Annotated in this window: 14 protein-coding genes; 7 read left to right on the plus strand and 7 right to left on the minus strand. The window is 72.2% G+C overall.

The window, feature by feature from the left end; translation table 11 throughout:
- The first annotated feature begins 288 nt into the window (after window positions 1-288).
- Entirely contained in the window at window positions 289-1,077 is a 789-nt protein-coding gene (locus HNR02_RS21805; protein WP_179774982.1) for an isocitrate lyase/PEP mutase family protein, read from the plus strand.
- On the opposite strand, the gene HNR02_RS21810 is transcribed toward HNR02_RS21805, so the two are convergent.
- A complete protein-coding gene (locus tag HNR02_RS21810; protein ID WP_179774983.1) occupies window positions 1,034-2,239 on the minus strand; it encodes an MFS transporter in 1,206 nt (401 codons plus the stop codon). The two genes, HNR02_RS21805 and HNR02_RS21810, sit on opposite strands and share 44 nt — an antisense overlap.
- Window positions 2,240-2,328: 89 nt before the next feature.
- Here HNR02_RS21810 and HNR02_RS21815 point away from each other — a divergent pair, with 89 nt between their 5' ends.
- Window positions 2,329-3,225, plus strand: a complete 897-nt coding sequence (locus tag HNR02_RS21815) for a LysR family transcriptional regulator (RefSeq protein ID WP_179774984.1) — start codon at window positions 2,329-2,331, stop codon at window positions 3,223-3,225.
- A gap of 101 nt (window positions 3,226-3,326) precedes the next feature.
- On the opposite strand, the gene HNR02_RS21820 is transcribed toward HNR02_RS21815, so the two are convergent.
- From HNR02_RS21820 to HNR02_RS21840, 5 genes are all read right to left on the minus strand, one after another.
- Window positions 3,327-3,602: a hypothetical protein gene (locus HNR02_RS21820; RefSeq protein ID WP_179774985.1), complete on the minus strand. Its 276-nt coding sequence runs from the start codon at window positions 3,600-3,602 to the stop codon at window positions 3,327-3,329.
- Window positions 3,603-3,692: 90 nt separating this feature from the next.
- The gene (locus tag HNR02_RS21825; protein WP_179774986.1) at window positions 3,693-5,627 is read right to left on the minus strand and encodes an aconitate hydratase; all 1,935 of its coding nucleotides are present in this window, start codon (window positions 5,625-5,627) and stop codon (window positions 3,693-3,695) included.
- Between the two features lie 10 nt (window positions 5,628-5,637).
- A complete protein-coding gene (locus tag HNR02_RS21830; protein WP_179774987.1) occupies window positions 5,638-6,942 on the minus strand; it encodes an NAD(P)/FAD-dependent oxidoreductase in 1,305 nt (434 codons plus the stop codon).
- Complete coding sequence (locus HNR02_RS21835; protein ID WP_179774988.1) at window positions 6,935-7,159, minus strand: hypothetical protein; 225 nt, start codon at window positions 7,157-7,159, stop codon at window positions 6,935-6,937. Before HNR02_RS21835 ends, HNR02_RS21830 begins: the two co-directional genes overlap by 8 nt.
- Window positions 7,160-7,163: 4 nt before the next feature.
- On the minus strand, window positions 7,164-7,718 hold the full coding sequence (locus HNR02_RS21840) for a hypothetical protein (RefSeq protein ID WP_179774989.1): 555 nt from the start codon (window positions 7,716-7,718) through the stop codon (window positions 7,164-7,166).
- A 78-nt stretch (window positions 7,719-7,796) separates the two neighbouring features.
- Between HNR02_RS21840 and HNR02_RS21845 the strand changes: the two genes are divergently transcribed.
- Window positions 7,797-8,006, plus strand: coding sequence for a hypothetical protein (locus tag HNR02_RS21845; protein ID WP_179774990.1), 210 nt, complete (start codon window positions 7,797-7,799; stop codon window positions 8,004-8,006).
- Window positions 8,007-8,105: 99 nt separating this feature from the next.
- Window positions 8,106-8,597: a glutathione peroxidase gene (locus HNR02_RS21850; protein ID WP_179774991.1), complete on the plus strand. Its 492-nt coding sequence runs from the start codon at window positions 8,106-8,108 to the stop codon at window positions 8,595-8,597.
- 367 nt (window positions 8,598-8,964) lie between these two features.
- Here the strand turns inward: HNR02_RS21850 and HNR02_RS21855 are convergent, their stop codons facing one another.
- On the minus strand, window positions 8,965-9,504 hold the full coding sequence (locus HNR02_RS21855; RefSeq protein WP_179774992.1) for a MarR family winged helix-turn-helix transcriptional regulator: 540 nt from the start codon (window positions 9,502-9,504) through the stop codon (window positions 8,965-8,967).
- A gap of 148 nt (window positions 9,505-9,652) precedes the next feature.
- Between HNR02_RS21855 and HNR02_RS21860 the strand changes: the two genes are divergently transcribed.
- From HNR02_RS21860 to HNR02_RS21870, 3 genes are read left to right on the plus strand one after another with little or no spacing between them, the layout of a single operon-like run.
- Window positions 9,653-10,615: an MBL fold metallo-hydrolase gene (locus tag HNR02_RS21860; protein ID WP_179774993.1), complete on the plus strand. Its 963-nt coding sequence runs from the start codon at window positions 9,653-9,655 to the stop codon at window positions 10,613-10,615.
- 13 nt (window positions 10,616-10,628) lie between these two features.
- Window positions 10,629-12,221: an FAD-dependent monooxygenase gene (locus HNR02_RS21865; RefSeq protein WP_246339146.1), complete on the plus strand. Its 1,593-nt coding sequence runs from the start codon at window positions 10,629-10,631 to the stop codon at window positions 12,219-12,221.
- Between the two features lie 11 nt (window positions 12,222-12,232).
- Window positions 12,233-13,081, plus strand: coding sequence for an SDR family oxidoreductase (locus HNR02_RS21870; RefSeq protein ID WP_179774995.1), 849 nt, complete (start codon window positions 12,233-12,235; stop codon window positions 13,079-13,081).
- The last annotated feature ends 97 nt before the right edge of the window (window positions 13,082-13,178 follow it).

Here is a 13,178-nt window from a genome sequence, read left to right on the forward strand (position 1 = left end):
GGATCGGCGTGGAGCACCTGCGACGTGCACGGCTGCCCGTCGGGTCAGTGCCAGCGCGCCGCCACGCGTCAGCCGCGAGAAGGCTCCGCCTCGCCCACATTGGTGCCACGCCGGTCTTGCGGCTGCCACTGACCCCACCCAGCCGCCCGCACCTCCCCCGCACCCCGATCCGAAGCCCAGTTCTGCGGACGATCAGGCGGAGTCAAGGCACGCTTTCCCGCCTTGACACCGCCTGCTCGGCCGGCCGTATCGGCCCCGACCGACAGTTCCCGTCGTTAGCGTCGCGGCATGAGCTTCACCGATCTCCACCACGGCCCGGAACCCCTGCTGCTGCCCAACGCGTGGGACTACGCCTCGGCGGCGGTCCTCGTCGCGGAGGGGTTTCCGGCGATCGGCACGACCAGTCTCGGCGTGGCCGCCGCGGCGGGACTTCCGGACGGCACGGGCGCGACCCGGGACGAGACCGTCGCCCTCGCGCGGCGCCTGACCCGTCTGCCGTGCCACGTCACCGTCGACATCGAAGGCGGCTTCTCCGATGATCCGGGCGAAGTCGCCGCGCTCGGTGCGGAACTCGCGGCGCTCGGCGTCGCCGGGGTCAACATCGAGGACGGCCGCGACAACGTGCGGCTGGCCGACCCGGCGCAGCAGTGTGCACTGGTCGCCGCGTTGAAGTCCGCGGCGCCCGGCCTGTTCGTCAACGCCCGCACCGATACGCACTGGCTCGGCACGGGCGAGGACCCGCTCGCCCGCGTGCGCGCTTACGCCGACGCCGGAGCGGACGGGGTGTTCGTGCCCGGCCTGACCGGGGAAACGTCGATCGCCGCGGTGGTCGCGGCGGTCGACGTCCCGGTGAACGTCCTGTTCTCCCCGGCAGGCCCCGGCCTCGGACGCCTGCGGGAACTCGGCGTCCGGCGGGTCAGCTGCGGATCACTGTTGTTCCGGGCGGCGCTGGAGGCGGTGGTCCGCACGGTCGACGCCGTCGCGTCCGGGCACGAGATCCCGCCGGTACCCGCCTACGCCGACGTGCAGGCCCTCAGCTCGCCCGGAACAGCCGCCGCACCACGACCGCCAGGATGACCAGCAGCACCACGGTGAACCCGAGCAGCGCGACCCGGATGTCGACGACCCGCGTCGCCACCCCGAGCAGGAGCACCGGCACGGCGAGCCCGGTGTAGGCGGCGAGGAACAGTCCGGCCAGCGCTTCGCCACGGCTCTCCTCCGGAGCCACCCCGAGCACGATTCCGACGCTGCTCTTGAACCCGGCACCGGCACCGGCCCCGGCGAGCACGGCGCCGACGAGGAACAGCGCGAGGCTGGGCCACCACACGGCCACGGTCACCAGCACCAGCCCGGTCGTCAGCAGTCCGAGCCCCAGGCCGAGCAGCCGCGGCAAGGCGGTCCGCGCGAGGACGATCTGCGCCAGCGCCGCCGCGCCGAAGACGGCGAACACGCTCACCCCCGCCAGCGTGTGCGAATGCTGGTGCAGCGTGTTCGCCAGGAACCCCGGTGCCAGCGACGTGAACAGGCCGAACACCGCGAACTCGGCGAGCGCCGCCGCGCCGGCGGCCAGGTAGCGCGCGCGAGCCTGCGGCGGGACGGACACGCGCTGCGGGCGGTACCGCGTTCGCGTGGCTGTCACCGTTTCCGGGGTGAGCGCCACCGCGAGCGCGCCGAGCAGCATCAGCGCCTGGAACACCAGATACGGCACGTGCAGCGGGTCCGCGACGTGGTCCGCCAGCAGCCCGGCGACCAGCGGGCCGAGGCCGATGCCCCCGAGGTTGGCCGCTGTCGCGACGACGTCGGCACGGGTCCGCGAGGCGCCCGGACGTGCGGCGAGGTGCAGTTCGGTCAGGTGCGCGGTGGCGGTCGCGGTGAGCATGCCGATGCTGATGCCCGACAGGAACCGCGCCGCGAGCAGCGCCGGCACCGACGACCAGACCAGGAACACGACCCCGGCCAGCACGTTGACCAGCACCGCGGGCACCAGCACCCGGCGCCGTCCGACCCAGTCGGACACGTGCCCGGCCACGAACAGGCTGGCGATGACGCCGAGCGCGTAGGCCGCGAAGACGAGTGTGACCGTGAACGGGCCGAACCCGTCCTTGGCCTGGTACAGCACGTAGAGCGGGGCCGGGGCGGCGGAGAAGCCCATGGTCACCGCGAGGGTGTAGGCGACGAGCCAGAAGCCCGCGCCGTGGCGGCGGGATGCGGTGGGCGGAGCGACGGTCTGGGTGGTCACGACGAGGTCCTTTCGGTCTTCTCCCAGACTGCGCTCACCTCACCATCTCGTCCAACGAATGTTTCCACTAGCAGCTATCTCCGTGTTAGATGGATGAGGTGGAATTGCGTCAGCTGTCGTACTTCGTGGCGGTCGCCGAGGAGCTGAGCTTCACGCGAGCGTCCCAACGGTTGCGGGTCGTGCAGTCGGCGGTGTCGACGGCGGTGCGCGCACTGGAGCGGGAGGTCGGGGCGGAGCTGTTCGACCGGGACAGCCGACGGGTCGCGCTGACGGCGGCTGGTGAGGCGATGCTTCCCGAGGCGCGTGCCGCACTGGCCGCGGCGAGAGCGGCGGCGCAGGCCGCGGCCGGGGCGAGTGGCGAGGTGCGGGGTGTGGTCACCATGGGCTCGCTGCTCTCGACCGGCCGGGTCGACGTGCCGCGGCTGCTCGGACGGTTCTCACGCAGGCATCCGCGTGCCGCGGTGCGGTTGCAGTACTCGCCGACGGGCTCGGCCGGGCACGTGCGCGCCGTGCTGGACGGGACCATGGACCTGGCGCTGGCGTCGGTGCCCGGTCGGGCGCCCGCCGGTCTGGCGCACGAGATCGTTTCCGAGGAGGATCTGCTCCTGCTGTGCGCCCCGGACCACCCGCTGGCGGAACGTCCCGTGGTGACGCTCACCGAACTGGCCGAGGAGTCCTTTGTGGATTTCCCGGTGGGGTGGGGCAACCGGGCACTGGTGGACCGGGCGTTCGCGGGGGCGGGGCTGAGCCGGTCGGTGCCGCTGGAGGTCTCCGACTACGCCACCGCGCGGGCGCTCGTCGGCCAGGGACTGGGCGTGGGATTCGTACCGGCCCGCGCCGCGGCGGGGATGCGCGGCGTGGTGGCGGTGCCGGTGGGGCCCGAGTCGTTGCGGTGGTCGGTGTCGCTGGTGCACTCGGCGGTGCGGCCGTTGTCGCCCGCCGCGCGGGCGCTGCTGGCGGAGGTGCGTGCGGAACTGGCGGAGTGACGCGCCCGCCCGCGTGCGTGAGCCGGAATCGATCGCCCGGACGCCGGAACGAACTTCACGCGCTGAACCGCGGGCCGCGACCGCTGCGTCCGCGGGGAGGGTCAGGCCGCGCGGGCCTGCTGCGCGTGCAGCGTCGCCAAGCCGGCCTCGGTGGGCTGGACGAGCCCGTCCTCCGGCCCGGAACCGGGCGCGGTGACGATCAGTTTCCGCCAGCCGAGGCGGTCGAGCGCTTCGCATTCCCAGGGCGGCACGCGCCCGGCGGCGGTTCCGTCGGGGCCGGCCCACATGTAGCAGGTCGGGGCGCCCCAGAGGCCGTTGTGGTACAGCACCAGCCCGGCGGCGGCATCCGCCAGGGCCTGGACTTCTTGCGCGGTCATACCAGAAAGGGTGCCCGCCCGCGCGGTAGGCACACATCCGCCGAACCACCGACCGGGCTACGTATTGTCGTCCGTACGTGTGATCCGCGTTCAGTCGCGTGCCAGCAGCGGGATTCGACCGCCTGCCAGCACGGCGTCCACCTGCCGGGGCGAGAGCCGGTGCCGCAGCGCGATGTCGGTTCCCGCCGTCACGTCCGAAGCCGTGATCTCCTCACCTTCGCCCAGCTGGGCGCGCAGATCGTGCAGCGACAGCACGTGCCCCTGCCCGACGCGGTCGTAGTCGGCGGGATCGGTGAATTCCAGCGCGAGGATCCCGAAGTTGGCCAGGTTCTGCCAGTGGATCCGCGCGAACGACTTCGCGATGACGGCCCGCAGGCCGAGGTGCCGCGGCGTGATGGCGGCGTGCTCGCGGGAGGAGCCCTGCCCGTAGTTGTCGCCGCCGACCACGAAATGCCCGTTCTCCGTCTCGCGCGCCCGAGACGGGTACGTCTCGTCGACCCGCGTGAAGGTGAAGTCGGCCAGCTTCGGGATGTTCGAACGGAACGGCAGCGCCTGCGCGCCGGCGGGGGAGATCTCGTCGGTCGAGATGTTGTCGCCGACCTTGAGCAGCACGGGGGCCTCGATGTCGTCGGGCAGCGGAGGGAAGTCCGGCAGTGACGAGATGTTCGGGCCCTTGACCAGTTCCTCCTGCCCGGCCCGCTCCGGTGGCAGCGGCGGCACCAGCATCGCGCTGTTGACCGTGGCGCGCGAGGGCAGCTCCACCGCCGGGTGGCCCATGCTCAGCTCCCGCGGGTCGGTGATCACCCCGGTCAGCGCCGCCGCGGTCGCGGTTTCCGGCGAGCACAACCAGACGCGGTCTTCCTTCGTGCCGGAGCGGCCGGGGAAGTTGCGCGGGAACGTGCGCAGCGAGTTGTGCCCCACCGCGGGCGCCTGCCCCATCCCGATGCACCCCAGGCACCCGGCCTGGTGCAGACGCGCGCCCGCCGCCACCAGGTCCAGCGTCGCGCCCATCTTCGTCAGGTCTTCGAGGATCTCGCGCGAGGTCGGGTTGACGTCGAAGCTCACCGCGTCGTGGGACTGCCGTCCGCGCACCATCGCGGCGGCGATGGCGAAGTCCCGCAGTCCCGGGTTCGCCGACGATCCGATGACCACCTGGCGCACCTCGGTCCCGGCCACCTCGCGCACCGGCACCACGTTGTCCGGTGAGGACGGACACGCGATCAGAGGCTCCACAGTGGACAGGTCGATCTCGTCTTCGACGTCGTACACCGCGTCGGGATCGGCGAGTAGCTCGGTGAAGTCGTCCTCGCGGCCCTGTGCCCGCAGGAAGCCGCGCACCGCGTCGTCGGCGGGGAACACCGTCGTCGTGGCGCCCAGCTCGGCGCCCATGTTGGCGATGACGTGCCGGTCCATCGCCGACAGCGACGCCAGGCCCGGCCCGTGGTACTCCACGATCCGGTTCAGCCCGCCCTTGACGCTGTGGCGGCGCAGCATCTCCAGGATGACGTCCTTGGCCGACACCCACTCCGGCAGCTCACCGGTCAGCCGCACGCCCCAGATCTCCGGCATCCGCAGGTACAGCGGCTGGCCCGCGATCGCCATCGCGACCTCCAGCCCGCCGACCCCGATCGCGAGCATGCCGAGCGACCCGGCGGCGCACGTGTGCGAGTCCGATCCGACCATCGTCTGGCCGGGCACCCCGAACCGCTGCATGTGCGTCGGGTGCGAAACCCCGTTGCCCGGCTTGGAGAACCACAGCCCGTAGCGGCGGCACGCCGAGCGCAGGAACGCGTGGTCCTCGGCGTTCTTCTCGTCGGCCTGCAGCAGGTTGTGGTCGACGTACTGGACGCTGACCTCGGTGCGTGCCCGGTCCAGGCCCAGTGCCTCCAGCTCCTGCATCACCAGCGTGCCGGTGGCGTCCTGGGTGAGGGTCTGGTCGACCCGCAGGCCGATCTCCCTGCCCGGCACCGGTTCGCCGGACACCAGGTGGTCCTCGATCAGCTTGCGCGCGACCGGCAACCCCATGGCGACTCCCTCAGGCACGGCTGGCGCGGACGAACTGCTGCCGCGGATGCTGCTGCTCGCCGGTCGCGACGATCTGGCGCCGGAACGGCAGCGAGATCAGCCAGTCCGCGGCGATCCGCGTCTTGCGGTGCGCGGTCGGCATCGTCATCAGGTGGTAAGCGCGGTGCAGCGCCCACGCCGGCCAGCCCCGCAGCTTCACACCGTAGATCTGCGCGACGCCCTGGTACAGGCCCAGACTGGCGACCGAACCGGCGTAGGAGTGCCGGTATCCCTGCAGCGGCCCGCCGCGCAGGGCCGCCTCGATGTTCTTCGCCAGCACGCCCGCCTGCCGCGACGCGTGCTGGGCCGACGGCGCGCAGATCGCGCCCGGTTGCTTGCTCGTCACGTCCGGCACGGCCGCGGCATCACCCGCCGAGAACGCGCCGGGCGCGCCGTCGACCTCCAGCGTGGTCGCGCAGCAGACCCGGCCGGTGGGGTGCAGCGGCAGGTCGGTGTCGGCGAGCATCGGGCTCGGTTTGACGCCCGCGGTCCACACGATCGTGTCGGCGTCGAACTCGGTGTCGTCGCCCAGCACCACGTGGCAGTCCTCGCACGACTTCAATGTGGTGCCGAGGTGGATCTCGAAACCGCGCTTGGCGAGCACGTCGAGCGTGTAGCTCGCCAGCGAGGAGCTGACCTCCGGCATGATCCGGTCGGCTGCCTCGACCAGCACCCAGCGCAGCTCGGAGCGGTCGATCGCGTAGTCCTTGAGCGCGTGGCGGGCCATGTCCTCCAGCTCGGCCATCGCCTCGATGCCGGCGTAGCCACCCCCGACGAACATGAAGGTCAGCAGCTTGCGCCGCAGGTCGGGGTCCACCGTGCTGGCCGCCAGGTCGAGCCGGGACAGCACGTGGTTGCGCAGGTAGATGGCCTCTTCCAGGGTCTTGAACCCGATGCCGTGCTCGGCGAGGCCGGGGATGGGCAGCGTCTTGGACACCGAACCGGGCGCCACCACCAGCACGTCGTAGCCGATCTGCTCGACGTGCCCGTCGGCCACTTCCAGCGTCACCGACTTCGCGGCGGTGTCCACGCCGGTCGCCTCGGCCGCCATCACCTTGCAGCCGGGCAGGACCTCGCGCAGTGGCACGACCACGTGCCGTGGCTCGACCGATCCGGCCGCGGCCTCGGCGAGGAACGGCTGGTAGGTCATGTACGAGCGCGGGTCGATCACGGTCAGCTGCGCCTCGCCGTCGGTGAGCCGCTTGCGCAGCTGCCGTGCCGTGGTGGCGCCGACGTAGCCGCCGCCGATGATCACGATCCGGGCCGGGTCACTCACGAAGTGCCTCCTCGTCCGTTTCGTAGCCCACTTCCCGCTGCTGCTCCGCCACGTCGCCCGGATCGGCCTCGATCGTCACGTCGGGCGCCGAACCGGCGGGCGCGTCCATGGCCTGCCGCTGCTCCAGCGCGTCCGCGACGGGCGCCTCCGGGTCGGGCGGCAGCGGCGATTCCCGCTCGAGTGCGTCGCGCACGGATTCCTCGTCGGGCTCGGTCACTCGATCACGCTCCCAGTGAATCGATGGCGTCCGCGACCCCGGCGACCACGTCGGGGTGGCCCAGTGGCAGCGGCGCCGGGATCCGGTCGGACGCGCCGCCGGTGCTGTGGGCGATCACCCGCACCTCGACGCCGTTCTTCGTCAGTCCGTCGATCCGCTCGCGGTGGTCGTCCTCCCAGTGCTGGTCCGCGACCTCGCCGTCGCCGGGTGGCACGAACTCGTCGGCAGCCGGGTCGACCAGCAGCACCGAGCGCACCCCGCCGGCGTGTTTCTCGGCCAGCCGCAGCGCGCCGTCGGCGAACGGGCCGCTCGCGACCACGTGCACCGTCTCGCCGGGTGGGTCGGACAGGATGTCGTCGGCCTGGGTGAGGCCGCCGTCGGCGGGCAGCCGGCACCACACCACCTGCCACGCGCCCGTCTTGTCCCGCCAGGTCGCCGGAAGCCCCTCGTGCTTGGCCAGACCGGTCGGATCGAGCACCAGCACGGTCGGGCCGTCGGGGGTACCTTCGGTTACGGCGGCCGGGCCCTCGGCTCGCACCGGGTCCGGGGAGTCGTTCATCGACCGCTCCTTTCTCCGGTCCACCGGCTACCCCGGGTACCGCCGCCCTACACGGATCACGTGCAGACAGGGGATGACATGCGAGAGCACTTGCAGGAGGTCGCCGACTTCAACGTCCCGGTGACGTCGGCCGAGGACACCGAACTGATCGCGGCCCAGCGCCGCCGCGCCGTTCGCGCGGTCGCGTCGGCGTCGCGGAGCGCGGAGGACTGCGCGCTGCTGCTGGAAGCACTCGGGCTCAAACCTTCGGAGGGGATCGCGGGGGTTCCGGCCCAGCGGCTGGGCTGATCGGGTGTAACGCTGGTCACGGTCGGCGCCGCGTGGGGAACGGCCCGGCCGTGATCGCGTTGCCAGTGGTGCAGGCACTCACCACTGGCGGAGGTTTCCATGGCCCTGGCTGACATCGAGCTGCGCACGCTCGCCGGCGAACCCGCGACACTGGGCGGGCTGGGGCCCAAGGCCCTGCTCGTCGTGAACGTCGCGTCGAAGTGCGGTCTGACGCCGCAGTACGCCGCGCTGGAGCGGCTGCAGGAACGCTACGGCGACAAGGGTTTCTCCGTGGTCGGGTTCCCGTGCAACCAGTTCGCGGGCCAGGAACCGGGTACGGCGGAGGAAATCGCCACGTTCTGCTCGGCCACCTACGGCGTCACGTTCCCGATGTTCGAGAAGATCGACGTCAACGGCCCGGACCGCCACCCGGTCTACACCGAGCTGGTGGGCACCCCGGACGCGGACGGGGAAAGTGGCGACGTGCAGTGGAACTTCGAGAAGTTCCTCGTCGACGCCGAGGGCAAGGTCGTGGCCCGCTTCCGGCCGCGCACCGAGCCGGAGGCGCCGGAGGTCGTCGAGGCGATCGAGGCCGCGCTGCCCGCCGCCTGAAACGTTCAAAGGTTTGATGACCGCGGCGCGGCTGTCCCGCACCCTGGAACCGGCGCTTCGGGCCCGGCGCCGCCGCACTCGCCTCGGTCTCGCGGCGGCGCGATGATCACCGGGCCGGGGTGCGGCGCGACAGTCGTGTGGGCTGCGGACGGCTGTTGCTCACGTGGTTGCTCGGCGGGGCAGGTGGTGGCTGCGCCGCGCGGACCTGGAGGTTGCCTCGACTCGGGTCGCGGCGAAAGGTGGGCGATCCGCCCGCAAGACGACGGAGTGTCGCGGCGGCGCAGGTTGGGCGCCCGGAGTGCGTCCATCCGCCGCGGCGTCCCGTGTCAGGCGACCTCACTGGCGGCTTCGACCGCGCCGCGCGCGCTCAGAACCGGCGCTTCGCGTCCAGTGCCGCCGAACTCGTGGTCAGCTTCTCCAGCAGCCCGATCAGGATCGTCTGCTCCGGCTTGGTCAGGGCGTTGGCCCACGCCTGCTCGCGGGCGTTGTGCGCCTCGTAGGCGCTGGTGATCGCCTCGTGGCCGGCGTCGGTGAGGGTCAGCAGCACGGCGCGGCGGTCGTGCTCGGCCTGCCTGCGTGACACCAGTTCGTCCCGCTCCAGCGTGTTGACCAGTGCCGACACCGCCGCGCGGCTCATGCCGGACAGTTGCGCGACCCGCTTCGCCTCCAGTGGGCCCGCCAGCCACAGCACGAACAGCACCCGGAATCCGCCCCAGCTCCAGCCGCGCGGGCGGTGCACCGTCGACTCCCAGTCGTAGACGAGCGCGCTGGTCAGGCGGTGCAGCGTCAGTCCGAGGCGCATCGCCGTCGCGTCCACCGCGGGCAGTTCCGCCGTGGTCCTGGCGATCGCGTAGTCCACGAACGTCAGGTAGTCCAGCTCATCGGGGGCGGCCGGTTCTGCGGTCATGCGCTTCAGGCTAGGCCCCTCCGCGTCCCGCTTCCGAACAACGTGCGGGTTGCCGCCCGGTTTCGGAAGTAGTCTTCCCATAGAGGGTGACCCGGGTTACGCTGACGTCTCAAATAGTCAAAGCTTTGATTAATCGGAGGTGTCGAGAGTGGCCCAGAAGTCGTTCGCCTCGTCCGGCGACCTGACGGAGAAGGAACAGACCCTGGAGGTGCTCGACGACGGCGTCTACGCGCTCACCGCGGAAGGTGACCCGAACGTCGGTGCCATCGAGGGGGAGGACTTCCTCGTCTGCTTCGAGGCGCTGGCCACGCCGGTCGCGGCCCAGGACTGGCTCGCCACACTGCGCGAGCACACCGGCAAGCCGGTCCGGTACCTCGTGCTGTCGCACTACCACGCGGTGCGCGTGCTCGGCGCCTCCGCGTTCGACGCCGAGGTGATCGTCGCGCACGAGAACACCCGCGCGCTGGTCGCCGAGCGCGGCAAGGAGGACTGGGAGAGCGAGTTCGGCCGCATGCCGCGCCTGGCGAAGGCCGCCGACTCGGTGCCCGGCCTGACCTGGCCCACCCTCACCTTCTCCGACCGGCTCACCATCGACCTCGGCGGCGACCGCGGCGACCTCGTCCTGCAGTACTGCGGGCGCGGGCACACCGAGGGCGACATCGTGGCCTGGCTGCCCCGCCAGAAGATCCTCTTCGCCGGTGACCTGGTCGAGGCCGAGGCCGCCCTCTACACCGGCGACGCCTTCCACCGCGACTGGGCATCGTCCACTCTGGACCGCGTCAAGGAGCTGGGCGCGGAGGCTCTGATCGGCGGCCGCGGCGCCGTGAGCCGAGGCCGCGACGCCGTGGACGCCGCGATCGAGCAGACCCGCGGCTTCCTCGACGTGATGATCCGCGAGGTGGGCGCCGTGCAGCGGGCGGGCGGCACCCTCAAGGACGCCTTCGAGCGCACCCACGCCGCGCTGGCGCCGCGGTACGGGCACTGGCCGATCTTCGAGCACTGCCTGCCCTTCGACGTGTCGCGGCTGTGGGACGAGCTGTCCGGCGTCGAGCGCCCGGTGATCTGGACGGCCCAGCGGGACCGCGAGGTCTGGGACCAGCTGCAGGGCTGAGCACATGACCACGATGAGAGACCGCAGGGTGGCGGTGATCGGCAACGGCCCGGTCGGGCAGACCACCGCGCTGCTGCTCGCCCGGTGGGGCGTGCCGGTGGTGCTGCTGGACGGACGGGCCGAGCGGGACCTGGTCGGTTCCAAGGCGATCTGCCAGCAGCGTGACGTGCTCGACGTGTGGGAGGCCGTCGGCGCCGGACGGCGCATCGCCGAGGAGGGCGTCACCTGGACCACGGCCCGCACGTTCCACCGCGACCGCGAGCTGTTCGCCTACGACATGGCGGGCGCGGGCGCCTCGGCGTTCCCGCCGTTCGTCAACATCTCCCAGGCCCGCACCGAGGAGATCCTGGACGAGTGCATCGCCGCCACACCGCTGATCGACGTGCGCTGGAGCCACCGGGTGTCCGGGATCGACCAGGATTCCGGCGGCGTGACGCTCACGATCGAGGGCCGCGATCCGCTGCGTGCCGACTACGCCGTCGCGTGCGCGGGTGCCCGTGGTGACGACATCCGGCGGCAGCTGGGCGTCGGATTCGGCGGCCACTCCTTCGACGACCGGTTCCTCATCTGCGACATCCGCGCCGAGCTGCCCGGATGGGCGCAGGAGCGGCGGTTCTACTTCGACCCGGCGTGGAATCCGGGCCGCCAGGTGCTGATCCACCCGTGCCCCGGCTCGACGTTCCGCATCGACTGGCAGGTCCCCGGCGACTACGACCTGGACGCCGAGGAGACCAGTGGCGCGCTGGACGCCCGCATTCGCGCGATCATCGGGAACCGGTCCTACGAGATCGTGTGGAAGTCGGTGTACCGCTTCCATTCGCGGGTGGCCGACCGGATGCGGGTCGGCCGGGTGCTGCTCGCCGGAGACTGCGCGCACCTGGTGTCGCCCTTCGGGGCGCGCGGCCTGAACTCCGGGGTTGGTGACGCCGAGAACGCCGCGTGGAAGCTCGCGTTCGTGCTGCACGGCTGGGCGGGCGAGGAGCTGCTGGAGTCCTACCACGACGAGCGGCACGCCGCGGCGGTGGAGAACATCGCGGTCACCACGGCCACGATGGACTTCCTGGTGCCCCAGACGGCCGACCAGCACCGTCACCGGCTCTCGGTGCTGGAGGCCGCGGCGACGGACCCGGCGGTGCGGGCACGGGTGGATTCCGGCCGTCTGTCCGAGCCGTTCTGGTACGTCGATTCACCGCTGACCACGGCCGACCGTTCGCGGCCCTTCGCCGGGCGCCCGCCACGCGGTCAGGTGCCCGCGGCCGGTCCGGGGATCGTGGTGCCCGACGTGCCGGTCTCGGTGACCGGGTCGGCGTGCGGCCGCTTCCGGGAACTGGCCCGGGACGGGGTGCTGCTGCTGACCACCGAAGGGGTGAACCTCGAACCGCCGGGGGACACCAGCGCGCCGGTGCGGGTACTGCACCTGCCGGAGATCGACGTGAGCGGCGCGCTCGCCGGAGCACTCGCGGCCCGGCCGGGCGAGGTGTGGGTGATCCGCCCGGACGCCTACGTGGCGGCGGTGCTCACCGATCCCGCGGAGGTGCCCTCGGCGGTGCACCGGGCGCTCGGGCAGCCGGTCACCGAACGTATCCTGCCGGGTGCCGGAACGTGAGGAGGAGGACGATGGGCACGATCGCCGTCACGGGAGCCACTGGTCAGCTGGGGTCGCGGGTCGCCGCGCTGCTCGCCGAGCGGGGTGTCGCGCAGCGGTTGTGCGTGCGCGACCCCGCGCGGGCGCCGGAGGTCGAGGGCGCGGAGATCGTCGCCACGAGCTACGAGGACCCCGGGTTCGCCGGGGCGCTGTCCGGCGTCTCGACGCTGTTCCTGGTGTCCGGGCACGAAGGACCCGAGCGGATGGACCTGCACCGCAGCGCCGTGCGGGCCGCCGCGGAGGCCGGGGTCGACCGGATCGTCTACACGTCCTTCCTCGGGGCCGCGCCACTGGCGACGTTCACCTTCGCCCGCGAGCACGCCGAGACCGAACGGCTCATCCGCGAATCCGGGCTGCGGCTCACCGCGCTGCGCAACACCCTCTACGCGGACGTCGCGCCGCACTTCGTCGGACCCGACGGGGTGCTGCGCGGCCCCTCCGCCGACGGGCGGCTCGCCTGGGTGGCGCGGCAGGACGTGGCGCGCCTGGCGGTCGAATGCCTGCTCGACGACGGGCACGCGAACCAGGTCTACGACGTCACCGGCCCGGAGGCGATCGACCTGGACGAGACGGCGGCGCTGCTGAGCGAGGTCAGCGGGCGGAAGATCACCTACCACGCCGAAACGCCGGAGGAGGCGCGCGCCTCGCGGGCGGGCGCGCAGGAGTGGGAGATCGACGGATGGGTCGGCTCGTACGCGGCGATCGCGACGGGCGAGGTGGCGGTCACCAGCCACACCGTCGAGCACGTCACCGGCCGACGGCCGTGGACGTTCGCGGAGTTCCTCGCCGCCGAGCCGGACGCCTGGGCGCACCTGCGGTAGCGGGAAGGCCGCCAGCGGGTGCAGCGAGCCGGAGGCGGCCTTCACGGCCGGTGAGGCCGCCGACTATCATCGGAGCCCGAGACGATCATTCCCGAGA

It is taken from the genome of Amycolatopsis endophytica, assembly GCF_013410405.1.
Taxonomy (GTDB): Bacteria; Actinomycetota; Actinomycetes; order Mycobacteriales; family Pseudonocardiaceae; genus Amycolatopsis_E; species Amycolatopsis_E endophytica.